The following is a 20,683-nucleotide window of genomic DNA, read 5'->3' on the forward strand; positions in this document are numbered from 1 at the left end:
CTACCAAGGCGCATGCGACACCAGTTGGCCGCTGTAAAAGCCCCAGGCGATCAAGCCGACGGTAGCAGCGGCCAATGCCACCCGAACACTCAAGGCGATGACCAGGCGATTGGAGCTGCTGTCGTCCTTGACCAGGAAAAACAGGCCGCTGAACAGGCTGATCACCGTGGCAATCAGCATCAGGACGATCGCTGTTTTGAGCATGGGAAGAACTCCGGGGGACAGGCGATGCAGTTGAGTATAGCGATCGCAACGACTGACTTTGTGGCGCGGCCATGAAGCGCTTTCGTCCGGGCGTGATTCCGACCGTGGTGGTTGCCTTGTTGCTGCCGCTGCTGGTTTCGCTAGGCTTCTGGCAATTGAGCCGGGGTGCCGAGAAAACCGCCCTGCTCGCCAGTTACGCCGAACGCCGCGCCGCCGAACCGATGGCCAGCAGCGAGTTGCTGAGCAGCGCCGATCCGGCCTATCGCCGTGTGCATCTGCACGGCCAGTTCGATGCCGCGCACAGCTTGCTGCTGGATAACCGTCAGCGAAACGGCAAGGTCGGCGTCGAGCTGCTGCAACCGTTTCAGGACCAACGCAGCGGTTTGTGGCTGCTGGTCAATCGTGGCTGGTTGCCGTGGCCGGATCGCCGCGTGCCGCCGCAATTCACCACGCCTGCCGATGCGCTGAATATCGAAGCGTGGGTCTACGTCGCCCCCGGCGCGACCTTCCAGTTGCACGCCGATCCGGTCAGCAACACCTGGCCGCAAACCATCACTGCCGTCGAGCCCACCAAGCTGTGGCAAACCCTCGAGCGCGACGGCTTCGCCTACGAATTACGCGCCGAACCCGGCCCGGCCAGCTACGAGGCCGATTGGCCGGTGGTCGCCATGGGCCCGGAAAAACACCTCGGTTACGCCGTGCAGTGGTTCGCCATGGCCACCGCCCTGCTCGGCCTCTACATCTATTTGGGCTTGCACAACGCAAAGGAGAAACACCATGGGAACGGCCATGAATCCACCCAGCATGTCTGAGGCAAAACCTGCCGCCAGCCGCCGTCGCGGGCGCATTCAGCTGTTGCTGATTGTGCTCGGCGTGGTCGGCCCGATGCTGCTCGCCACCGGCATGTACAAATTGCAGTTCTGGGTGCCGGAAGGTCGCAGCTATCACGGTGAGCTGATCGGCAACGGCCAGACCCGCGCCGACCTCGGCGTGCAAGCCGATGAAGCACGCTGGCAGATGCTGGTCACCGCGCCGAAGGATTGCGCGGTGGACTGCCAGCAACTGGTGTACCTGGCGCGGCAGATCCAGATCGGCCTCGGTCGCGAGGCCGGCCGCGCCAGCCATGCCCTCGCCGTGGCGCAACCAGTGAGCGCCGATTACGAAGCCAAGCTGACCCGTGAATATCCACAGCTGCAACGCTATCCGCTGGACGCTGGTGTGTTCAGTAAAACCACTGGCGACAAAGCCACGCCGCAACTGTGGATCATCGACCCGCACGGCAACCTCGTGCTGCGTTACGAGCCGAATGTGAAGGGCAAGGATCTGCTCAACGACCTGCGTCACCTGCTGAAACTGTCGAACATCGGATAAGGGCATCGTCATGGCCAAACCTGGATTTCGCCTCGCGCTGTTTGCCACCCTGCTGGCACTGATTGTGGTGCTGCTCGGCGCCTATACGCGCCTGACCCACGCTGGCCTCGGCTGTCCGGACTGGCCGGGCTGCTACGGCTTTATCAGCGTGCCGAAAAGCGAAGCGCAACTGGCTCATGCCGAACTGCATTACCCCGACTCGCCGGTGGAGGCGCACAAGGGCTGGAACGAGATGATTCACCGCTATTTCGCCGGCACCCTCGGCCTGCTGATTTCGATTCTCGCCGGGCGCGCGTGGGTCAATCGTCGTCATCCGGGGCAGCCGTTGAAACTGCCGCTGTTTCTGCTGGCGGTGGTGTTTGCGCAAGCGGCGTTCGGCATGTGGACGGTGACGCTGAAACTCTGGCCGCAGGTGGTCACCGGGCATTTGCTCGGCGGTTTTGCGACGTTGAGTCTGCTGTTTTTGCTGACGTTGCGATTGTCCGGCGTGCTGCCGGCGCTGACCGTGCCCAAGCGTTTGCAGTATTGGGCGACGGCGGGATTGTTGCTGGTGATCGGCCAGATCGCGCTGGGTGGCTGGGTCAGCTCCAACTACGCGGCGGTGGCCTGCATCGATTTTCCGACCTGCCACGGGCAATGGTTGCCGCCAGCGGATTTCGCCAATGGTTTTCACCTGACTCAACACATCGGCCCGAATTATCTCGGCGGACAACTCGACAGCGATGCACGCACGGCGATTCACCTGACTCACCGTATCGGCGCTTTGCTGGTGACGTTGGTTCTGCTCGGCTTGGCTTGGCAACTAAAAGTGGTCGGCATGACGCGGCTGGCCGGTCTGGTGCTGATCGCCCTCGCCGCACAGATCACCCTCGGCATCAGCAACGTGCTGTTCCATCTGCCGCTGCCGGTGGCGGTCGCGCATAACGCCGGCGGTGCGGCGCTGTTGCTGACGATGGTGCTGGTCAACTATCACGCGCGGACCAGTCTGGTCCGGGTCAAACAACCGGTGCTCGCACGCTGGCGTCTGAGTCCGCGTAAACACGCGGCCGCGCCCATCACCCTAAAAGGAGAAACGCCGTGGCGATTCTGATTGGCGAGCGCCCGCATCAGGCGATCTGGCGAGATTATCTGGAACTGACCAAACCGAAAGTCGTGGTGCTGATGCTGATCACTTCGCTGGTCGGCATGTTCCTCGCGACTCGCGCCGGGGTGCCGTGGACGGTGCTGGTGTTTGGCAATCTGGGGATTGCGTTGTGTGCCGGCGGCGCGGCGGCGGTCAACCATGTGGTGGATCGACGCATCGATGCGGTGATGGCGCGCACGCACAAACGGCCATTGGCCGAAGGACGGGTTTCACCGGCCGCGGCGCTGACCTTTGCATTGGTATTGGCGCTGCTCGGTCAGGCCTTGCTGCTGACTTTCACCAATCCGCTGACCGCTTGGCTGACCTTGGCCTCGCTGCTCGGTTACGCCGTGATCTACACCGGTTTCCTCAAACGCGCGACGCCGCAAAACATCGTCATCGGTGGCCTCGCCGGCGCCGCCCCGCCGCTGCTCGGCTGGACCGCCGCCACCGGCCACGTCAGCGCCGAACCGTTGTTGCTGGTGTTGATCATCTTCGCCTGGACGCCACCGCACTTCTGGGCGCTGGCGATCCATCGCAAAGAGGAATACGCCAAGGCTGACATCCCGATGCTGCCGGTCACCCACGGCGAGCACTACACCAAGGTGCACATTCTGCTGTACACCTTCGCGCTGCTGGCGGTGAGCCTGCTGCCGTACGTGATCCACATGAGCGGCATGCTCTACCTGATTTGCGCGCTCGCGCTGGGCGCAAGGTTTCTGCAATGGGCCGTGGTGCTGTACCGTGGCACTCGGCCGCACGCGGCGATCAACACCTTCAAGTACTCTATCTGGTACTTGTTTCTGCTGTTCATCGCCCTGCTCGTAGACCACTACTTACCGTTGAACCTATGACTCGAACCCAGAAAACCGTCTTCATCCTCGTCGCCGTGATCGCGCTGATCCTCGGCCTGACCGTCAACAAAGTGCTGAGCGGCAAGGGCCAGGGCGACCCGACCGCGCTGATCGACGCCGGCATTATCCTGCTGCCGCAGAGCCGCAACCTGCCGGACGTGACGATGACCGATCAGGACGGCAAACCGGTGGCGATCAATGAGCTCAAAGGTAAGTGGAGTCTGTTGTTCTTCGGCTACACCTTCTGCCCGGACATCTGCCCGACCACCCTCGCACAACTGCGCCAGATCAAAAGTGAACTGCCGAAGGATGCCGTGGACAAGTTGCAGATCGTGCTGGTCAGCGTTGACCCGAACCGCGATAACCCGAAGCAGTTGAAGCAGTATCTGGGCTACTTCGATCCGCAGTTCATTGGCCTCACGCCGACCTCGATTGAAGAGCTGCAGAAGGTGGCGAATGCGGTGAGTATTCCGTTTATTCCGGCGGATACCAGTAAGCCGAATTACACCGTCGACCATAGCGGCAATCTGGCGGTGATCGGCCCGGACGGGACGCAGCGGGGGTTTATTCGAGCGCCGTTGAATAATGCCAAACTGGTTGCGCAACTGCCGGTCATGCTTAACCGCAAATAAAAGCTGAAGAGCGAAAAGCCCCTCACCCTAGCCCTCTCCCGGAGGGAGAGGGGACTGAATGGGGGATATTCAAGAATTACGCCGAAATGAACGTGCTTCTTTGAATCCATAATCGACTCGATCTTTCAGGTCGATGTATGACGCAAGACACCTCGGTCGGCCCCCTCTCCCTCCGGGAGAGGGCTGGGGTGAGGGGCAGCTTCAGAGCAGGTCCAAAGCCAAGCACCAGACACAAAAAAGGGGACGCGCATGGCGTCCCCTTTTTCATTGCAGCCATCCAAATCAAAACGCCGGCAATACCGCACCCTTGTACTTCTCGGTAATGAACTTCTTCACTTCCGGGCTGTGCAGCGCAGCAGCGAGTTTCTTCATCGCGTCGCTGTCCTTATTGTCCGCGCGGGACACGAGGATGTTCACGTACGGCGAATCATTACCTTCGATCACCAGCGCATCCTTGGACGGATCGAGCTTGGCTTCCAGCGCGTAGTTGGTGTTGATCAGCGCCAGATCGACCTGGGTCAGCACGCGCGGGATGGTCGCGGCTTCCAGTTCACGGATCTTCAGGTCTTTCGGGTTGGTCGCGATGTCTTTGACGGTCGACAGGATGTTGCTCGGATCCTTCAGCGTAATCACGCCCGCCTTGGCCAGCAGCAACAGCGCACGGCCGCCGTTGGTGGCGTCGTTCGGGATCACCACGTTGGCGCCGCTTGGCAGATCCTTCAGATCCTTGAGCTTGCTCGAGTAGGCGCCCAGTGGCTCCAGGTGCACACCGGTCACGGCAACCAGACTGGTGCCCTTGGCCTTGTTGAACTCATCGAGGTACGGCTGGTGCTGGAAGAAGTTGGCGTCCAGACGCTTTTCCGCGACCTGTACGTTCGGCTGAATGTAGTCGGTGAAGACCTTGACCTTCAGATCCACGCCTTCTTTGGCCAGGGCCGGCTTCACGAACTCGAGGATTTCCGCGTGCGGCACCGGAGTGGCGGCAACGGTCAGGGTTTCGGCGTGGGCCGAGAATGCTGCAACGGCAGCAAAAGCAGCGATCAGTTTTTTCATTCAGCTAACTCCTTATGAGGCGCCCGTCTGGCGCCTGCCAGCGAATGGCCGGCTCATCTCTTAATGACCAGACCGGTTTATTTGCGCGAGAAATGCACAACCAGTCGATCGCCTACCATTTGCAACACCTGCACCAGAATCAACAGCAACACTACGGTGACGATCATCACGTCAGTCTGGAAACGCTGGTAGCCGAAACGGATGGCCAGGTCACCCAGACCACCGGCGCCAACCACACCCGCCATTGCCGTGTAGGACACCAGTGTAATCGCCGTCACCGTAATCGCCGCGAAGATGCCCGGACGGGCTTCCGGCAGCAGGGCGTTCATGATGATCTGCCGGGTGGTCGCGCCCATCGACTGGGTCGCTTCGATGATGCCGCGATCGACTTCACGCAGCGCGGTTTCCACCAGACGCGCGAAGAACGGTGTAGCACCCACCACCAACGGCGGGATCGCACCGGCCACGCCCAGCGAGGTGCCGGTGATCAGCACGGTGAACGGGATCATCACGATCAACAGAATAATGAACGGCAGCGAACGCAGGATGTTCACTGCCAGCGACATGAACGCGTAGAGGCCACGGTTTTCCAGCAGCTGACGCGGGCTGCAGAGGAACAGCAACACGCCCAGCGGCAGGCCGAGCAACACGGTGAACAGCAGCGAACCGCCGAGCATCAGCATGGTGTCGCCGGTGGCCAGCCAGATTTCGTACCAGTCGATATTGGTGAAGAAACTGATCAGGTCTTCCATTAGCGCAATACCTCCATGTGAACGTCAGCGGCGGTGAAGCGGGCGAAAGCCGCTTCCATGTCGCCACCGGTGACGGCGAGGGTCAATTGCCCGTACGGAATGTCTTTGATGCGGTCGATACGACCGGCGAGGATGCTGTAGTCGACGCCGGTTTCCCGGGCGACGGTACCGAGCAGCGGCGCGTAGGTCGCTTCGCCCTGGAAGGTCAGACGCACGATGCGCCCCGGCACGTGAGCAAAGTCATCACGCTGTTCACTCTCGTCGATCTGCTCGCTTTCCTGAACAAAGCGCTTGGTGGTCGGGTGCTTTGGATGCAGGAACACATCGGCCACCGAACCTTGCTCGACGATCACGCCGGCATCCATCACCGCGACTTGATCACAGACGCGACGGATGACATCCATCTCGTGGGTGATCAGGACGATGGTCAGTTTCAGTTCACGGTTGATCTCGGCCAGCAGTTGCAGGACCGACGCGGTGGTCTGCGGGTCGAGGGCACTGGTGGCCTCGTCGCACAGCAGAATCTTTGGCTTGGTCGCCAGGGCGCGGGCGATGCCGACGCGCTGCTTCTGGCCACCGGACAATTGCGCCGGATACTTCTTGGCGTGGTCAGACAGACCGACTCGCGCCAGCAATTCGGCAACACGCTTGTCAATCTCGCTGCCCGACAGTTCGCCGGCCAGGGTCAGCGGCAACGCAACGTTGTCGGCCACGGTCTTGGAGGCGAGCAGGTTGAAGTGCTGGAAGATCATCCCGACTTGCTGACGGAAACGGCGCAGGCCGTTGGCGTCCAGCGCGGTGACTTCTTCGCCGTCGACGATGATCTTGCCGCCGCTGGAGTTCTCCAGGCGATTGATCAGACGCAGCAGGGTACTTTTGCCCGCGCCGGAATGGCCGATCAAGCCGAACACCTGCCCGTTCTCGATAGAGAGACTGGTCGGGTGCAGCGCGGGAATATCCTTACCGGCGACGCGGTAAGTCTTATGGACGTTTTGAAACTCGATCACGTAGCGAACCTTGTGGGGCGCGTTAGAAAAGGATCAGCGGTTAGCCGGGCGCGCATTTTAGCCTGTCCGTATAGAGGTTCTTAGCATTTATTTCGCAATTAACCTTCGATTTGGCAATAACAAGATCAAAGGTCATAAAAAAGGAACGTCCAAAGCAGCCCATCAGTCACTAAGTAAGCGACTTGAAAACCCTGGGTGCCGTGCCCGGGAACCACTCAAGAGTCCCCGGCGAGCATCGGGGTCAACCGAGGAGTTTACGACTGATGAGCAAGAAGCCTACGACCGATAAAAGCCAGATGGCCGGAACCGATGCCCCGGATCGCGCCAACACCAACGCCAAACTCGACAGCCTGGAGAAGTTTCGCTCCGACGCCACCGGCCAGGCCCTGCGCACCAACCAGGGTGTGAAGATCGCCGATAATCAGAACACCCTTAAGGCCGGGCCGCGCGGGCCGTCGCTGCTTGAAGACTTCATCATGCGGGAAAAGATCACGCATTTTGACCATGAGCGGATCCCGGAACGCATTGTTCACGCGCGCGGCACTGGCGCGCATGGCTTCTTTCAGGCGTACGAGAACCATTCGGAGCTGACCAAGGCCGGTTTCCTACAGGATCCGGGGAAAAAGACCCCGGTATTCGTGCGCTTTTCCACGGTGCAGGGGCCGCGTGGTTCCGGCGACACCGTGCGCGACGTGCGTGGTTTCGCGGTGAAGTTCTTCACTGATGAAGGCAACTTCGACCTGGTCGGCAACAACATGCCAGTGTTTTTCATTCAGGACGCGATCAAGTTTCCCGACTTCGTCCACGCGGTAAAACCCGAGCCGCACAATGAAATCCCTACCGGCGGCTCGGCCCACGATACTTTCTGGGACTTCGTGTCCTTGGTGCCGGAATCGGCGCATATGGTCATCTGGGCGATGTCCGACCGCGCGATCCCGAAAAGCCTGCGCAGCATGCAGGGCTTCGGTGTGCACACTTTCCGCCTGATCAATGCCGAGGGTAAATCGCGCTTCGTCAAATTCCACTGGCGCCCTACTGCGGGTACTTGCTCGCTGGTGTGGGACGAGGCGCAGAAGCTTGCCGGTAAAGACACTGACTACCACCGTCGCGACCTCTGGGAAGCGATCGAGATGGGCGACTACCCGGAATGGGAACTCGGCGTGCAGATCATCGAGGAGGAAAACGAGCATGACTTCGATTTCGACATCCTCGACCCGACCAAACTGATCCCCGAAGAAATCGTGCCGATCACGCCGCTCGGCAAAATGACCCTGAACCGCAACCCGGACAACTTCTTTGCCGAGACCGAGCAGGTCGCGTTCTGCCCTGGCCATATCGTGCCGGGCATCGACTTCTCCAACGACCCGTTGCTGCAGGGCCGACTGTTTTCCTACACCGATACGCAAATCAGCCGACTCGGTGGGCCGAATTTTCACGAGTTGCCGATCAACCGCCCGGTGGCGCCGTTCCACAATGGCCAGCGTGATGCCCAGCACCGCACGGTGATCGACAAGGGACGCGCCTCTTACGAGCCGAACTCGATTGATGGTGGCTGGCCGAAAGAAACGCCGCCAGCCGCGCAGGACGGTGGTTTCGAAAGTTATCCAGAGCGCATCGATGCCAACAAGATCCGCCAGCGCAGCGAGTCGTTCAGCGATCACTTCTCTCAGGCGACGCTGTTCTTCAACAGCATGAGCGATCACGAGAAGGAGCACATCATTGCCGCTTACAGCTTCGAGCTGGGCAAGGTTGAGCGTGAGTTCATCCGTGCGCGGGAAGTGAACGAGATTCTGGCCAACATCGATCTGGAACTGGCCAAGCGTGTGGCGGCTAATCTGGGTCTGCCTGCGCCTACCAAAGGCACGGTCGAGGTTCGTAAAACCTCCTTCGATCATTCGCCGTCATTGAGCCAGGCCAACCTGCTGCCGGAAAACATCAAAACCCGGAAAGTGGCGATTCTAGCTGCCAACGGCGTCGATGGTGCCGCGATTGATGCAATGAAGAAGGCATTGGCCGCTGAAGGTGCGCATGCCAAGTTGCTGGGGCCGACTTCGGCGCCAGTGAAGACCGCTGACGGGAAAAGCCTGCCAGTGGATGCGTCCATGGAAGGCATGCCTTCGGTGATTTTCGATGCGGTGTTTGTACCAGGTGGTGCGGCGTCGGTGAAGGCGTTGAGCGGCGACGGCGTTGCGCTGCATTACCTGCTGGAGGCGTACAAGCATTTGAAGGCGATTGCGCTGCACGGCGATGCCAAGCAATTGCAGGATTTGCTGAAGCTGGAGGCGGATGCCGGGTTGCTGCAAGGCAAGGATGTACCGGCGCTGACCAAACCATTCTTCGCCGCGATCGGGCAGCATCGGGTTTGGGAGCGGGAGCCTAAAGCCAAGGCCATTCCGGCTTAAGATCTTCGGGAATAGACAGACCGCTTTCGCGAGCAGGCTCGCTCCCACAAGGGTTCTCCTATAAACACGAATTTTGTGTTCACTGGAGATCCCTGTGGGAGCGAGCCTGCTCGCGAAGCTTTTAGGGTTTACGCGGGCTCAAAACCATCTGCGCCGGCACGGTGCGCACGGTCTGCTTCACAATCTTCAGATCAAAATCCGGATTCAATTTCTTGACCCGCTTGCTCAGCAACGTCGCCAACCAAGGATAATCATTCGTCCGTGGCGCCTGAATCGTCACCCCACACTCATAATTCACCACATCCGCAGCGATCGCATCCAGTTGGCGACGAAGTTTGCGACTATCAGTGATATTCAACGCCACCGTAGTGCTCTCGGCAGTTGGATCGATCACTTTGGCTTTCGGCTTGGCTTCGGCTGCCAACAGCGCCGCTTCAGCCTTTTCCAGCTCAGCCTTGCGCGCTTCAGTGATGGCGCCATTGACGCCACCGGTCAGCGCCGGTGCTTTCGGCATCAACGCACGGGCCCGGCTCAACGCCGTGGCGGCTGCATTCACATCGCCCTTCTGCAGCACGATCTGGCTGCGGCGCAGATACGCCTCGGCCAATTGCCGCTGGTACTGCTCAAGGGATTGATCGTTTGGGGTTTCTTTCTGCAAAGCGGCCAACTGATCTTCGGCAGTGGCCAATTCGCTGCTGGCCAGGCTTTGTTCCAGCTGTGCAATGGCCGTAGCCCGCGCATCGGGGACTTCAGCCACCGGCGGCGTACTTTGGCAGGCGCCCAGCAGCACTGAAAATGCGACAAGGAGCAGATAACGGGAGGCGAACGGCTTCATTCCTGCGACTCTCTATTTGCGCAAAAAGCGGCCAAGTCTACACCCCGCGACGGGGCAGAACAAAACTCAGCAGAAACAGTGCGGCCGCCGTCACAACGATTGACGGCCCGGCCGGGGTGTCCTTGAACCACGACAAGGCCAGCCCGCCACACACCGCGAGCATGCCCAGCAGGCTCGCGCCCAGTGCCATCTGCTCCGGTGAGCGGGCGTGACGCTGTGCCGCAGCCGCCGGGATGATCAGCAGTGAAGTAATCAGCAACACACCGACGATTTTCATCGCCACCGCAATCACCACCGCAATCAACAACATCAGCGCCATACGCAGACCTGCGACCGGCAGGCCTTCGACCTTGGCCAGCTCTTCGTGCACGGTGATCGCCAGCAATGGCCGCCACAGCGTCACCAGCAACACCAACACCGCCGCGCTGCCGCCGAGAATCCACGCCAGATCGGTCGGGCTGATCGCCAGCAGGTCGCCGAACAGATAGGCCATCAGGTCGATCCGCACTTCATGCATGAAGCTTAGTACCACCAGGCCGAGAGAGAGCGTACTCGGTGCGAGAATTCCCAAAAGCGTATCGGACGCCAGCGGTTGGCGCTGTTGCAGCGTGACCAGCAGCACCGCCAGCAACAGACAGCCTACGGTCACCGCGACCGTCGGGCTGACATCCAGCAAAAAGCCCAGCGCCACACCGAGTAGCGCGGCGTGGGACAGGGTATCGCCGAAATAGGCCATGCGCCGCCAGACCACGAACGAACCCAGCGGACCTGCAACGATCGCCAACGCCAGACCTGCAAGCAGGGCATACAACAGAAAATCAGCCATGCTTGCAGTTGTCTCCGTGAACGTGAGGTTGGCCAATAACCGGCCCTTTGACCACCGAACCGTGCAGGTCGTGAGCGTGGTCGTGATGGTGGTGATAGACCGCCAGGCTCTGCGCGTTCTTGCCGAACAGCTCGACGAACGCCGGATCGCCGCTGACCTGCTCGGGATGCCCGGAGCAGCAGACGTGACGGTTGAGGCAGACCACCTGGTCGGTGGTGCTCATCACCAGATGCAAATCATGGGACACCATCAACACGCCGCAGCCGTGGCGGTCGCGCAGACGGGTGATCAGGCTGTACAGCTCGGCTTGCCCGGCGACGTCGACGCCTTGCACCGGCTCATCCAGCACCAACAGTTCCGGTTCGCGCAGCAACGCCCGAGCGAGCAGTACGCGCTGCATTTCACCGCCGGAAACGCTTTGCACCGGGCTGTCGATGACATGCTCGGCGCCGACTTCTTTCAACGCCGCCAGCGCACGCGGACGATCAACGCCCGGCACCAGGCGCAGAAAGCGCAGCACCGACAGCGGAAGAGTCGGATCGACGTGGAGTTTTTGCGGCATGTAACCGACGCGCAGTTTCGGCTTGCGCCAGACGCTGCCGCTGTCCGGTTTCAACAGCCCGAGCACGGCACGCACCAGCGTGGTCTTGCCGGCGCCATTGGGGCCGATCAGGGTGACGATCTGCCCCGGCTCGACGCTCAGTTCGATGTTGTCCAGCACAGCCTGCCCGGCAAATGTGACGGCGACCTGCTCCAGACGGATCAGCGCATTGCTCATCAAGCCCCCTGGCAACCGGAGCACAGGCCGACGACTTCGACGGTCTGCGCTTCGACGATGAACCCGACGTCTTTGGCGCTGTTGATGATCGCGTCGCTGATCACTTTTTGCTCAAGTTCAATGGCGGCGTGGCAATCGCGGCAAATCAGGAACTGGCCCTGATGCGCGTGCTCCGGGTGCACGCAGCCAACGAAGGCGTTGAGCGAGGAGATGCGGTGCACCAAGCCGTTTTCCAGAAGGAAATCCAGCGCACGGTACACGGTTGGCGGCGCAGCGCGGCGACCGTCCTGCTCGCTCAGCACGGCAAGAATGTCGTAGGCGCCCAACGGCTTGTGGCTTTGCCATACCAATTCCAGCACCCGGCGGCGCAACGCGGTCAGGCGCAAGCCTTTCTGGGCGCACAAGGTATCGGCCTCGGACAAAGCGCTGTGCACGCAATGTGAGTGGTCGTGGGGACGGCTGGCGATCGGTGTAATAGGCATGGGCGGCGACGAGTTTTGATAGAGACGTTATTATGTTACCCGTTCTCGCCTCCTTGAGTGGTCATCGTGTCCCGACTTTTTTCTGTTTTTGTGGCTTTTGTCGCCAGTTTTCTGCTGATCGGTTCGGCTCAGGCCGAGGTCAAAGTCCTCACCAGCATCAAACCGTTGCAGCTGATTGCAGCGGCCGTGCAGGACGGCGTGGCGATTCCCGAAGTGCTGCTGCCGCCGGGTGCGTCGCCACACAATTACGCACTGCGGCCATCCGACGTACGGAAGGTGCAATCGGTCGATCTGCTCTACTGGATCGGCCCGGACATGGAAGGTTTCCTGCCGCGCGTGCTGAACGGTCGTACGCTGCCGAGCGTCGCCGTGCAGGATTTGCCGGGGATGAAACTGCGGCGTTTTGCTGAGGACAGCCATTCCCACGCCGAAGACGCTGACGAACATGATCACGATCACCGTCCGGGCTCGCTGGATGCGCATTTGTGGTTATCGCCGGTGAATGCGCGGGTGATTGCCGACAAAATGGCCGCTGACTTGAGCACCGCAGATCCGGCCAATGCCGAGCGCTATCAGAAGAACGCCAAGGCGTTTGACGAACGTCTGGACGCACTGGATCAGCGTTTGAAGAAACGTCTGGCCAGTGTTGAAGGCAAGCCCTACTTCGTCTTCCACGAGGCGTTTGATTATTTTGAAGAGGCTTACGGCCTGAAGCACAGCGGCGTGTTCAGTGTGGCCGCCGAAGTGCAGCCTGGTGCGCAGCATGTTGCGGCGATGCGCAAGCGTTTGCAGGAAGTGGGCAAGACCTGTGTGTTCAGCGAGCCACCGTTGCGTCCGCGTCTGGCCGAAACCTTGGTCGCTGGCCTGCCAGTGAAACTGGCTGAGCTGGATGCGTTGGGCGGGTACACCCCGGCGACGGCTCAGGGCTATGAGCAGGTGTTGGAGAAGTTGGGCAACGATCTGGCCGGGTGCCTGGAATCGTTGTAACAACTCAAACCCTGTGGGAGCGAGCCTGCTCGCGAAAGCGGTGTGTCAGTCAACATAGAGACTGAATGTACCGACGTCTTCGCGAGCAGGCTCGCTCCCACATTAGATTTGTGCCCGGCCCAGAACCAATGTGAGAGCGAGCCTGCTCCGGGCGGCGTTCCGAAGAAGCTTTTAAAGGGCGAAAGGTAGCGGTGTGTGCACCTGCTGCCGCTGCGCCAAGCGCTGTTCAAACTCCTGCGGATCGTGAATCAACACGTCCTGCCCGGCAAACTGCTCCGCCGCGATCAACCGCGACAGCCAGAACCGCACACAGGCCACGCGCAGCATCGTCGGCCACAGCTCGGCCTCCGCCGCCGTGAATGGTCGCAACGCCGCATAAGCGCCAAGAAACGCGCGGGCACGCGGCCCGTCAATCAGACCGTCCTCGTTCGAGCACCAGTCATTCAAGGCAATCGCCACGTCATACAGCATCGGCCCCGAGCAGGCGTTGTAGAAGTCGATCAGCCCGGTCAGGTGCGTGCCTTCGAACATCGCGTTATCGCGGAACAGGTCGGCATGAATGTTCGCCCGAGGCAGCGCGAGAATCTTGTCTTTGCGCTCGGTGATCTCCTCCAACGCCTTGTGCAGCAGCGCACGCGGCTCTTCGCTCAGGTGCGAGAGAAACTCCGTGCCCTCTTCCAGCATCCAGTCCAGGCCACGGTCGGTCTTGCGCTTGATCATGCGCTCGCCCTGGGTCGCCAGATGCAAGTGCGCCTGCAACTCGCCGACCTGCGCGCAATGCTGAGCATTGGCGACCTTGATGTGCTTGCCAGACAGGCGCGGTTGCAGCAGCGCCGGTTTGCCTTTCAGCTCACGCAGCGCCACGCCATCAGTGGTGCGCAACGCGTACGGCACCGGCAAGTCGGCTTCGTGGAGCACGTCGAGCAGGTCGATGAAGAACGGCATCTCCTGCACCGGGCCGCGCTCGACCAGGGTCAGGACGAACTCGCCCTGCTCCAGGCTGATAAAGAAATTGGTGTTTTCGCTGCCGGCGGCGATCCCCTGGAAATCAAGCAGACGGCCAAGCCCGTAAGGGGCGAGAAAGGTTTCCAGCTCGGGCCGAGCCAGGGGAGTGAACACAGACATGTTTTAACTGCCAATACGGGCGCCGCCAATCGCGGCGCCGGGTGAATTAAAAACTTACTTCCATTCGAAAATCTTCCATGACGGAATCAGCATATCCGGCTGATCCGAGCGGATGAAGTTGGCATCCGTCCCGTCTGCGCGCACCAGAAAGTACGGTGGTGCGCCCTTCGGCGTGACTTTGATCGCGTACAGGAACCCGTTTTGCCGGTACTCCTGAATCGTCTTGTCGCCTTCCGTGCGAATGGTGACTTCAGGATCTCCCGACGGCGCATCATCCGCCGCCATCGCGGCCAACGGTGAGGCAGCAATCAGACCGACCAGCAGCAAGCGATTTAACGTACGCATGATAACCTTGTCCCTTTGTCGTCAACGGTCCCGCTATTCTAGCGCCGGACCCGCCGAAAAGGTTGATCCTGCTCATGAGCCAAGCCCCCCTCGTCCTGGTGGACGGTTCGTCTTACCTGTACCGCGCCTTTCACGCACTGCCACCACTGACCACCTCCAAAGGCCTGCCGACCGGTGCGGTCAAAGGCGTGTTGAACATGCTCAAGAGTCTGCGCAAGCAGTACCCGGACAGCCCGTTCGCCGTGGTGTTCGACGCCAAGGGCGGGACATTTCGCGATGAAATGTACGCCGAATACAAAGCCAATCGCCCGAGCATGCCCGACGACATGCGCGTGCAGATCGAGCCGCTGCACCAGAGCGTGATCGCCCTCGGCTTCCCGCTGCTGTGCGTGGAAGGCGTCGAGGCCGACGACGTGATCGGCACCCTCGCTCGCAGCAGCGCCGCGGCGGATCGCCCGGTGGTGATCTCCACCGGCGACAAGGACATGGCGCAACTGGTCGACGGCCACATTACCTTGGTCAACACCATGTCCGGTAGTTCGATGGACGTGGAAGGCGTGAAGGAGAAATTCGGCGTCGCACCGGAGCAGATCATCGATTATCTGGCGCTGATGGGCGATTCGTCCGACAACATTCCGGGCGTTCCGGGCATTGGCCCGAAGACCGCATCCGGCCTGCTGGTCGGGGTCAATGGCGGTCTCACCGAGCTGTACGCCAATCTCGACATCGTCCCGACCCTGCCGATTCGCGGCGCGAAAACCCTGCCGGCCAAGCTCGAAGAGCACAAGGAGATGGCATTCCTCTCCTATCAACTGGCGACCATCAAGGTCGACGTGCCGCTGGACGTCGAACTCGATGATCTGCAGATGGGCGCGGAAGACCCGGCCAAGCTCTACGAGCTGTACTCGCTGCTGGAATTCAAAAGCTGGATCAATGATCTGGATCGCGACGCCAAACGTCTGGAACTGAGCGCGGCCATCGAGCCTGCACCGGCCGGCGATCTGTTCAGCGCGCCAGCAGAAGAAGCGCCTGCCGCTCCCGCCGAAGCTGCCTACGAAACCATCCTTGATCAGGCACGTTTCGACGTCTGGCTGGAAAAACTCAACAACGCCAAGCTGTTCGCCTTCGACACCGAAACCACCGGCATCGACGCGCAGCAGGCGCAACTGGTCGGTCTATCGTTCGCCGTACAGGCCAACGAAGCCGCGTACATTCCGCTGACCCACTCCTACATCGGCGTGCCGGAGCAGCTGGATCGCGACACCGTACTGCGCGCACTCAAGCCGATTCTCGAAGACCCGAGCAAGCTCAAGGTCGGCCAGCACGCCAAGTTCGACATGAATATCCTGGCCAACTGCGCCATCGGCGGCGATCAGAACAACGGCATCACCGTGCGCGGCATCGCCTTCGATACGATGCTTGAGTCTTACGTGCTCAACTCCACCGCCACCCGCCACGACATGGACAGCCTCGCGCAGAAGTACCTGGATCACTCCACCGTGAGCTTCCAGGACATCGCCGGCAAAGGCGCCAAGCAGCTGACCTTCGACCAGATCGCCCTGGAACAGGCCGGGCCGTACGCCGCCGAAGACGCCGACATCACTCTGCGACTGCACCAGACCTTGTTCGAAAAACTCAGCGCCATTCCGAGCCTGGCCAGCGTGCTGACCGACATCGAGATTCCGCTGGTGCCGGTGCTGGCGCGCATCGAGCGTCAAGGCGCGTTCGTTGATGCGGAACTGCTCGGCATCCAGAGCATCGAGCTGGGCAACAAAATGGTCGCGCTGGAGCGCGAAGCGTTCGAGATCGCCGGGGAAGAATTCAATCTTGGTTCGCCGAAGCAATTGGGCGTGATTCTCTACGAGAAACTCGGCCTGCCGGTGCTGAAAAAGACCGCCAAGGGTCAACCGTCCACCGCTGAAGAAGTGCTGGCGAAACTCGCCGAAGACGATCACCGCTTGCCGAAGGTGCTGATGGAGCACCGCTCGATGAGCAAGCTGAAAAGCACCTACACCGATCGTCTGCCGGAGCAGATCAACCCGCGCACCGGGCGTATTCACACTTCGTATCACCAGGCTGTGGCGTCGACCGGGCGTTTGTCCTCCAGCGATCCGAACTTGCAGAACATTCCGGTGCGTACCGCTGAAGGCCGGCGTATTCGTCAGGCGTTCGTCGCACCGAAAGGCTACAAACTGCTGGCGGCGGACTATTCGCAGATCGAACTGCGGATCATGGCGCACCTGTCCAAGGACGAAGGCTTGATGAATGCCTTCCGCAACAACCTGGACGTGCACACCGCCACCGCTGCCGAAGTGTTCAAAGTCGAACTCAACGAAGTCACCTCCGACCAGCGCCGTGGCGCCAAGGCGATCAACTTCGGCCTGATCTACGGCATGGGCGCACAGAAGCTCGGCAAGGACATCGGCGTCGACACCAAGACCGCCAAGGCTTACATCGACACCTACTTCGCCCGTTATCCGGGGGTTCGCGAATACATGGATCGCACCCGCGCGCAGGCGGCGGATCAGGGTTATGTCGAGACGTTCTTCGGTCGTCGTCTGTACCTGCCGGAAATCAACTCGAACAAGCCGCAGGAGCGCGCTGCCGCCGAGCGCACGGCGATCAACGCGCCGATGCAGGGCACGGCTGCGGACATCATCAAGAAAGCCATGGTGGCTGTGGATAACTGGCTGGCGACGTCCGGGCTGGACGCCAAAGTCATCCTGCAGGTACACGATGAACTGGTGCTGGAGGTTCGTGAGGATCTGGTCGAACAGGTCAGTGCCGAGATCCGCGTGCACATGAGCGAAGCGGCGAAACTGGATGTGCCGCTGCTGGTCGAAGTGGGTGTGGGCAACAATTGGGATGAGGCTCACTGAGCCTTTTGAACACGGTTTGCCGCGACCTGTTGTCGCGGCAGCGACGGTAATACCTGCTTATTTCGAAAGGCGCTTGAGATTATTCCAAAGCTTTTTGAAAAAAATCTGAACTAATCTGGAAGGACACCACTCAGAGATACTGAATGGCTGGTGAAGCCCTTCGATGCTCCTATGTTGTGTTAAGTGTTGGCAGATATCTGAACCCCGCCCTAGCGGTTCGGAACTTAAACCCCGGAATTTCTCCCTCCCCAATGAAATCCGGGGCTTTTTTTGCCCAAAAATCGGCTGTGGCACGCTCAGGCTGCGTTGGAAGTGCAGCTCGAAATGCTCATTTAGGCCCCTAAACTCCGCTTTCGAGCTGCACTTCCGCCTTGCCTGCGCGCACCACAGCCAATTTTCCAGATCCCTGATTACTCAGCCGCCTCGGCGCCTTTGTCTGCCAGTTCCATCCAGCCGGCCAGTACAGTGTAGGCCTCTTCCAGACCCATGCGTTTTGGCGCGGAGAACAGCTGGATGGTAACCAGATCGCCCCAGCCCTTGCGGATTTCCGACTGCACTTTGAGCAGGGTGTTCTTGGCTGCGCCGTACGTCAGCTTGTCGGCTTTGGTCAGCAGGATGTGCATCGGCATGCCGGCCGCAACGGCCCAGTCGAGCATCAGCAGGTCGAAGTCGGTCATTGGATGACGGATGTCCATCATCAGAATCAAACCCTTCAAACTCTCGCGGCCACCGAGGTAAGCCTCAAGGTGACGCTGCCAGTGCATCTTCAGCGGGATCGGTACTTTTGCGTAACCGTAGCCCGGCAGGTCGACCAGACGGCGATCTTCGTCTAGCTTGAAGAAGTTCAACAGCTGTGTGCGACCCGGGGTTTTCGAGGTACGCGCCAGGCTGGCGTGAGTCAGGGTGTTCAGTGCGCTGGATTTGCCGGCGTTGGAACGACCGGCAAACGCTACTTCGAAGCCTTCGTCGTCAGGGCATTGATCGACTTTGGCGGCACTGAGCATGAACGTGGACTGTTGGCACAGGCCGAGGATGGGATTCTTGAGTTGCATGGGATTTCCGATGTGGGCGGCGCCGGGATTGGGCGCGGAACGCGGTGTCGCTTCCGTTTCAGTGACGCCAGTATATAATGCCGCAGATTTTGTGTGTGCTTTGTCCCAGCGTAGGATGAAGTTCACGAGAGCGACAGACCTTGATTGCGCATTAGAACGCAGAACGCTCTCAACCCTGAAAAGGTCGTTTTATGACGAAATGGCTGCTGGCTGCCGGAGTCTTGATGCCGCTTTACAGCGCACAGGCTACACAGGATCCGGAAGCTGTGTACAACCGTGTTTGTGGTGCCTGTCATTCCGGCCAACTACCCATGGCGCCCAAAAGAGGCGATCAGGAAGCTTGGACGCCGAGGTTGGCGAAAGGTATGGGGACGCTGGTGCAACACGTGACCCAGGGTTTCAAGGCGATGCCGCCGCGTGGTTTGTGCATGGACTGCAGTGCCGAGGATTACCAAGCCATCATCCTTTGGATGAGCGAGTAAACCCGGTCCATAACTTAACCCTTAGCCGTAGTTGGATTAGCTGATGAACAAATTGATCGTGAGTCTGCTGTTGACCGTGGGAATCTCAGGTTTCGCCCATGCTGCCGGTGATGCCGCAGCGGGCCAGGCAAAAGCCGCCGTTTGCGGAGCCTGCCATGGCCCGGACGGCAACAGCATGGCGCCAAACTTTCCGAAACTGGCCGGTCAAGGTGAACGCTACCTGACCAAGCAATTGCAGGACATCAAGTCGGGCAAGCGCACCGTTCTGGAAATGACCGGCCTGCTGACCAACCTGAGCGATCAGGACCTGGCCGACATCGCCGCCTACTTCGCCAGCCAGAAAGGCAGCGTCGGCGCCGCCGATCCGAAGATCGTCGCTCGCGGTGAAGCGCTGTTCCGTGGCGGCAACCTCGCCAAAGGCCTGCCAGCCTGCACCGGCTGTCACTCACCGAACGGCACCGGCAACGCCGCGGCCGGCTTCCCGCATCTGGGTGGCCAACACGCTCAATACATCGCCAAGCAGCTGACCGATTTCCGCAAGGAAGAAGGCGGTCGTACCAACGACGGCGACACCATGACCATGCAGACCATCGCCAAGCGCCTGAGCGACGAAGACATCGCCGCGGTCTCCAGCTACATTCAAGGTCTGCACTAAGAGCATTTGGCAGCGATAGATCTCGCGCAACGTTAACGCTCGATTAATCCGTCGCAGCAAGTATAAAAAGGGTGGCTTTGGCCGCCCTTTTTTGTGGCCGCTGCCGTTACACTACAGAACTCATGCCCGCCAGGATCTGTCTGAAAACAGGTCGCGCGAGGCGACCCAAATTGTCCAGGAGTAAAGCATGCGTAATCTGATCATCAGCGCCGCCCTCGTCGCTGCCAGCCTGTTCGGCGTGACCGCTCAAGCCGCCGAAGCACCTGCCGCCCCTTACGTGGAACTGGCCAACCCGGTGCCGGTTGCAGAGCCTGGCAAGATCGAAGTGGTCGAGCTGTTCTGGTATGGCTGCCCGCATTGCTACGCGTTTGAGCCGGTGATCAACCCATGGGTTGAAAAACTGCCCAAGGACGTCAACTTCGTGCGTATTCCAGCCATGTTCGGCGGCCCGTGGGACGCTCACGGTCAAATGTTCCTGACCCTGGAAGCGATGGGTGTCGAGCACAAGGTTCACAACGCCGTGTTCAACGCAATCCAGAAAGAACACAAGAAGCTGACCGACAAGAACGACATGGCTGACTTCCTCGCCACCCAAGGCGTGGACAAGGACAAGTTCCTCGCCACCTTCGACTCGTTCGCCATCAAAGGCCAGATCGTCAAGGCCCGTGAACTGGCCAAGAAGTATGAAATCACTGGCGTGCCAACCATGATCGTCAACGGCAAATACCGCTTCGACATCGGCTCTGCCGGTGGTGCCGAGCAAGCGCTGCAACTGGCTGACCAACTGGTCGCCAAAGAGCGAGCGGCAACCAAGGCTGCTGCCAACTAAGCGCGGCAAC

22 protein-coding genes are annotated in these 20,683 nt (G+C 60.2%); 11 read left to right on the forward strand and 11 right to left on the reverse strand.

All coding sequences use genetic code 11. The features are described from left to right. Nucleotides 1-204, reverse strand: a complete 204-nt coding sequence (locus ACOYXJ_RS08980; RefSeq protein WP_007911731.1) for a twin transmembrane helix small protein — start codon at nt 202-204, stop codon at nt 1-3. A gap of 71 nt (nt 205-275) precedes the next feature. On the opposite strand from ACOYXJ_RS08980, the gene ACOYXJ_RS08985 reads away from it, so the two are divergent. The 5 genes from ACOYXJ_RS08985 to ACOYXJ_RS09005 are packed head-to-tail and all read left to right on the forward strand — an operon-like array spanning nt 276 to nt 4,184. Next, entirely contained in the window at nt 276-1,016 is a 741-nt protein-coding gene (locus ACOYXJ_RS08985) for an SURF1 family protein (RefSeq protein WP_460369038.1), read from the forward strand. Continuing rightward, entirely contained in the window at nt 982-1,575 is a 594-nt protein-coding gene (locus tag ACOYXJ_RS08990; protein ID WP_122596896.1) for a hypothetical protein, read from the forward strand. The genes ACOYXJ_RS08985 and ACOYXJ_RS08990 overlap by 35 nt, the downstream gene beginning before the upstream one ends. Nucleotides 1,576-1,585: 10 nt before the next feature. Further along, complete coding sequence (locus ACOYXJ_RS08995; protein ID WP_150795074.1) at nt 1,586-2,665, forward strand: COX15/CtaA family protein; 1,080 nt, start codon at nt 1,586-1,588, stop codon at nt 2,663-2,665. Continuing rightward, a complete protein-coding gene (cyoE, locus tag ACOYXJ_RS09000; protein WP_460369042.1) occupies nt 2,653-3,552 on the forward strand; it encodes a heme o synthase in 900 nt (299 codons plus the stop codon). Before ACOYXJ_RS08995 ends, cyoE begins: the two co-directional genes overlap by 13 nt. Beyond that, nucleotides 3,549-4,184, forward strand: coding sequence for an SCO family protein (locus tag ACOYXJ_RS09005; RefSeq protein ID WP_008081211.1), 636 nt, complete (start codon nt 3,549-3,551; stop codon nt 4,182-4,184). The genes cyoE and ACOYXJ_RS09005 overlap by 4 nt, the downstream gene beginning before the upstream one ends. 282 nt (nt 4,185-4,466) lie before the next feature. Here ACOYXJ_RS09005 and ACOYXJ_RS09010 read toward each other — a convergent pair whose 3' ends face one another. The 3 genes from ACOYXJ_RS09010 to ACOYXJ_RS09020 all read right to left on the reverse strand — a co-directional run bounded on the left by ACOYXJ_RS09010 (nt 4,467) and on the right by ACOYXJ_RS09020 (nt 6,996). Next, nucleotides 4,467-5,237, reverse strand: coding sequence for a MetQ/NlpA family ABC transporter substrate-binding protein (locus ACOYXJ_RS09010; RefSeq protein ID WP_150795072.1), 771 nt, complete (start codon nt 5,235-5,237; stop codon nt 4,467-4,469). 77 nt (nt 5,238-5,314) lie between these two features. Next, nucleotides 5,315-5,989 carry a methionine ABC transporter permease gene (locus tag ACOYXJ_RS09015; protein ID WP_016986455.1) on the reverse strand — a complete coding sequence of 225 codons (675 nt, stop codon included), beginning with the start codon at nt 5,987-5,989 and terminating at the stop codon, nt 5,315-5,317. After that, nucleotides 5,989-6,996, reverse strand: a complete 1,008-nt coding sequence (locus tag ACOYXJ_RS09020) for a methionine ABC transporter ATP-binding protein (RefSeq protein ID WP_016986453.1) — start codon at nt 6,994-6,996, stop codon at nt 5,989-5,991. Before ACOYXJ_RS09020 ends, ACOYXJ_RS09015 begins: the two co-directional genes overlap by 1 nt. Nucleotides 6,997-7,256: 260 nt before the next feature. Here ACOYXJ_RS09020 and katE point away from each other — a divergent pair, with 260 nt between their 5' ends. Beyond that, nucleotides 7,257-9,398, forward strand: a complete 2,142-nt coding sequence (gene katE, locus ACOYXJ_RS09025) for a catalase HPII (protein ID WP_460373110.1) — start codon at nt 7,257-7,259, stop codon at nt 9,396-9,398. A gap of 121 nt (nt 9,399-9,519) precedes the next feature. On the opposite strand, the gene ACOYXJ_RS09030 is transcribed toward katE, so the two are convergent. Genes ACOYXJ_RS09030 through ACOYXJ_RS09045 form a run of 4 tightly spaced genes read right to left on the reverse strand, consistent with a single transcriptional unit; the run spans nt 9,520 to nt 12,319 of the window. Continuing rightward, entirely contained in the window at nt 9,520-10,233 is a 714-nt protein-coding gene (locus tag ACOYXJ_RS09030; protein WP_102902567.1) for a PA5502 family lipoprotein, read from the reverse strand. A gap of 37 nt (nt 10,234-10,270) precedes the next feature. Further along, nucleotides 10,271-11,059 (reverse strand): zinc ABC transporter permease subunit ZnuB, encoded by a 789-nt coding sequence (gene znuB / locus ACOYXJ_RS09035; protein WP_007911758.1) that lies wholly within the window; start codon nt 11,057-11,059, stop codon nt 10,271-10,273. After that, the gene (gene znuC, locus ACOYXJ_RS09040) at nt 11,052-11,837 is read right to left on the reverse strand and encodes a zinc ABC transporter ATP-binding protein ZnuC (RefSeq protein WP_007911759.1); all 786 of its coding nucleotides are present in this window, start codon (nt 11,835-11,837) and stop codon (nt 11,052-11,054) included. Before znuC ends, znuB begins: the two co-directional genes overlap by 8 nt. Continuing rightward, nucleotides 11,837-12,319, reverse strand: a complete 483-nt coding sequence (locus ACOYXJ_RS09045; RefSeq protein WP_007911760.1) for a Fur family transcriptional regulator — start codon at nt 12,317-12,319, stop codon at nt 11,837-11,839. Before ACOYXJ_RS09045 ends, znuC begins: the two co-directional genes overlap by 1 nt. Before the next feature lie 66 nt (nt 12,320-12,385). On the opposite strand from ACOYXJ_RS09045, the gene ACOYXJ_RS09050 reads away from it, so the two are divergent. Next, a complete protein-coding gene (locus ACOYXJ_RS09050) occupies nt 12,386-13,306 on the forward strand; it encodes a zinc ABC transporter substrate-binding protein (RefSeq protein ID WP_460369047.1) in 921 nt (306 codons plus the stop codon). Between the two features lie 171 nt (nt 13,307-13,477). On the opposite strand, the gene ACOYXJ_RS09055 is transcribed toward ACOYXJ_RS09050, so the two are convergent. Beyond that, nucleotides 13,478-14,431, reverse strand: a complete 954-nt coding sequence (locus ACOYXJ_RS09055) for a homoserine kinase (protein WP_460369049.1) — start codon at nt 14,429-14,431, stop codon at nt 13,478-13,480. A 54-nt stretch (nt 14,432-14,485) separates the two neighbouring features. Beyond that, nucleotides 14,486-14,776 (reverse strand): DUF2782 domain-containing protein, encoded by a 291-nt coding sequence (locus ACOYXJ_RS09060; RefSeq protein WP_064389732.1) that lies wholly within the window; start codon nt 14,774-14,776, stop codon nt 14,486-14,488. Nucleotides 14,777-14,850: 74 nt separating this feature from the next. Here ACOYXJ_RS09060 and polA point away from each other — a divergent pair, with 74 nt between their 5' ends. After that, a complete protein-coding gene (gene polA, locus ACOYXJ_RS09065; RefSeq protein ID WP_460369052.1) occupies nt 14,851-17,655 on the forward strand; it encodes a DNA polymerase I in 2,805 nt (934 codons plus the stop codon). A gap of 410 nt (nt 17,656-18,065) precedes the next feature. On the opposite strand, the gene yihA is transcribed toward polA, so the two are convergent. Then, a complete protein-coding gene (gene yihA / locus ACOYXJ_RS09070; protein ID WP_007911767.1) occupies nt 18,066-18,707 on the reverse strand; it encodes a ribosome biogenesis GTP-binding protein YihA/YsxC in 642 nt (213 codons plus the stop codon). A gap of 191 nt (nt 18,708-18,898) precedes the next feature. On the opposite strand from yihA, the gene ACOYXJ_RS09075 reads away from it, so the two are divergent. The 3 genes from ACOYXJ_RS09075 (at nt 18,899) to ACOYXJ_RS09085 (ending at nt 20,673) form a co-directional block, all read left to right on the forward strand. Further along, the gene (locus ACOYXJ_RS09075; protein ID WP_038365005.1) at nt 18,899-19,189 is read left to right on the forward strand and encodes a c-type cytochrome; all 291 of its coding nucleotides are present in this window, start codon (nt 18,899-18,901) and stop codon (nt 19,187-19,189) included. 43 nt (nt 19,190-19,232) lie between these two features. Then, nucleotides 19,233-19,844 carry a c-type cytochrome gene (locus ACOYXJ_RS09080; protein ID WP_150795067.1) on the forward strand — a complete coding sequence of 204 codons (612 nt, stop codon included), beginning with the start codon at nt 19,233-19,235 and terminating at the stop codon, nt 19,842-19,844. 187 nt (nt 19,845-20,031) lie between these two features. Then, on the forward strand, nt 20,032-20,673 hold the full coding sequence (locus ACOYXJ_RS09085) for a thiol:disulfide interchange protein DsbA/DsbL (RefSeq protein WP_016986442.1): 642 nt from the start codon (nt 20,032-20,034) through the stop codon (nt 20,671-20,673). Nucleotides 20,674-20,683 lie beyond the last annotated feature (10 nt).

It is taken from the genome of Pseudomonas sp. Tul2A7 (assembly GCF_054790505.1).

What these genes read in the sequence shown, in the direction of transcription:
- ACOYXJ_RS08980 (WP_007911731.1), bottom strand. Translation starts at nt 204, where the DNA reads ATGCTCAAAACAGCGATCGTCCTGATGCTGATTGCCACGGTGATCAGC.
- ACOYXJ_RS08985 (WP_460369038.1), top strand. Translation starts at nt 276, where the DNA reads ATGAAGCGCTTTCGTCCGGGCGTGATTCCGACCGTGGTGGTTGCCTTG.
- ACOYXJ_RS08990 (WP_122596896.1), top strand. Translation starts at nt 982, where the DNA reads ATGGGAACGGCCATGAATCCACCCAGCATGTCTGAGGCAAAACCTGCC.
- ACOYXJ_RS08995 (WP_150795074.1), top strand. Translation starts at nt 1,586, where the DNA reads ATGGCCAAACCTGGATTTCGCCTCGCGCTGTTTGCCACCCTGCTGGCA.
- ACOYXJ_RS09005 (WP_008081211.1), top strand. Translation starts at nt 3,549, where the DNA reads ATGACTCGAACCCAGAAAACCGTCTTCATCCTCGTCGCCGTGATCGCG.
- ACOYXJ_RS09010 (WP_150795072.1), bottom strand. Translation starts at nt 5,237, where the DNA reads ATGAAAAAACTGATCGCTGCTTTTGCTGCCGTTGCAGCATTCTCGGCC.
- ACOYXJ_RS09015 (WP_016986455.1), bottom strand. Translation starts at nt 5,989, where the DNA reads ATGGAAGACCTGATCAGTTTCTTCACCAATATCGACTGGTACGAAATC.
- ACOYXJ_RS09030 (WP_102902567.1), bottom strand. Translation starts at nt 10,233, where the DNA reads ATGAAGCCGTTCGCCTCCCGTTATCTGCTCCTTGTCGCATTTTCAGTG.
- znuB (WP_007911758.1), bottom strand. Translation starts at nt 11,059, where the DNA reads ATGGCTGATTTTCTGTTGTATGCCCTGCTTGCAGGTCTGGCGTTGGCG.
- znuC (WP_007911759.1), bottom strand. Translation starts at nt 11,837, where the DNA reads ATGAGCAATGCGCTGATCCGTCTGGAGCAGGTCGCCGTCACATTTGCC.
- ACOYXJ_RS09045 (WP_007911760.1), bottom strand. Translation starts at nt 12,319, where the DNA reads ATGCCTATTACACCGATCGCCAGCCGTCCCCACGACCACTCACATTGC.
- ACOYXJ_RS09055 (WP_460369049.1), bottom strand. Translation starts at nt 14,431, where the DNA reads ATGTCTGTGTTCACTCCCCTGGCTCGGCCCGAGCTGGAAACCTTTCTC.
- ACOYXJ_RS09060 (WP_064389732.1), bottom strand. Translation starts at nt 14,776, where the DNA reads ATGCGTACGTTAAATCGCTTGCTGCTGGTCGGTCTGATTGCTGCCTCA.
- polA (WP_460369052.1), top strand. Translation starts at nt 14,851, where the DNA reads ATGAGCCAAGCCCCCCTCGTCCTGGTGGACGGTTCGTCTTACCTGTAC.
- yihA (WP_007911767.1), bottom strand. Translation starts at nt 18,707, where the DNA reads ATGCAACTCAAGAATCCCATCCTCGGCCTGTGCCAACAGTCCACGTTC.
- ACOYXJ_RS09075 (WP_038365005.1), top strand. Translation starts at nt 18,899, where the DNA reads ATGACGAAATGGCTGCTGGCTGCCGGAGTCTTGATGCCGCTTTACAGC.
- ACOYXJ_RS09080 (WP_150795067.1), top strand. Translation starts at nt 19,233, where the DNA reads ATGAACAAATTGATCGTGAGTCTGCTGTTGACCGTGGGAATCTCAGGT.
- ACOYXJ_RS09085 (WP_016986442.1), top strand. Translation starts at nt 20,032, where the DNA reads ATGCGTAATCTGATCATCAGCGCCGCCCTCGTCGCTGCCAGCCTGTTC.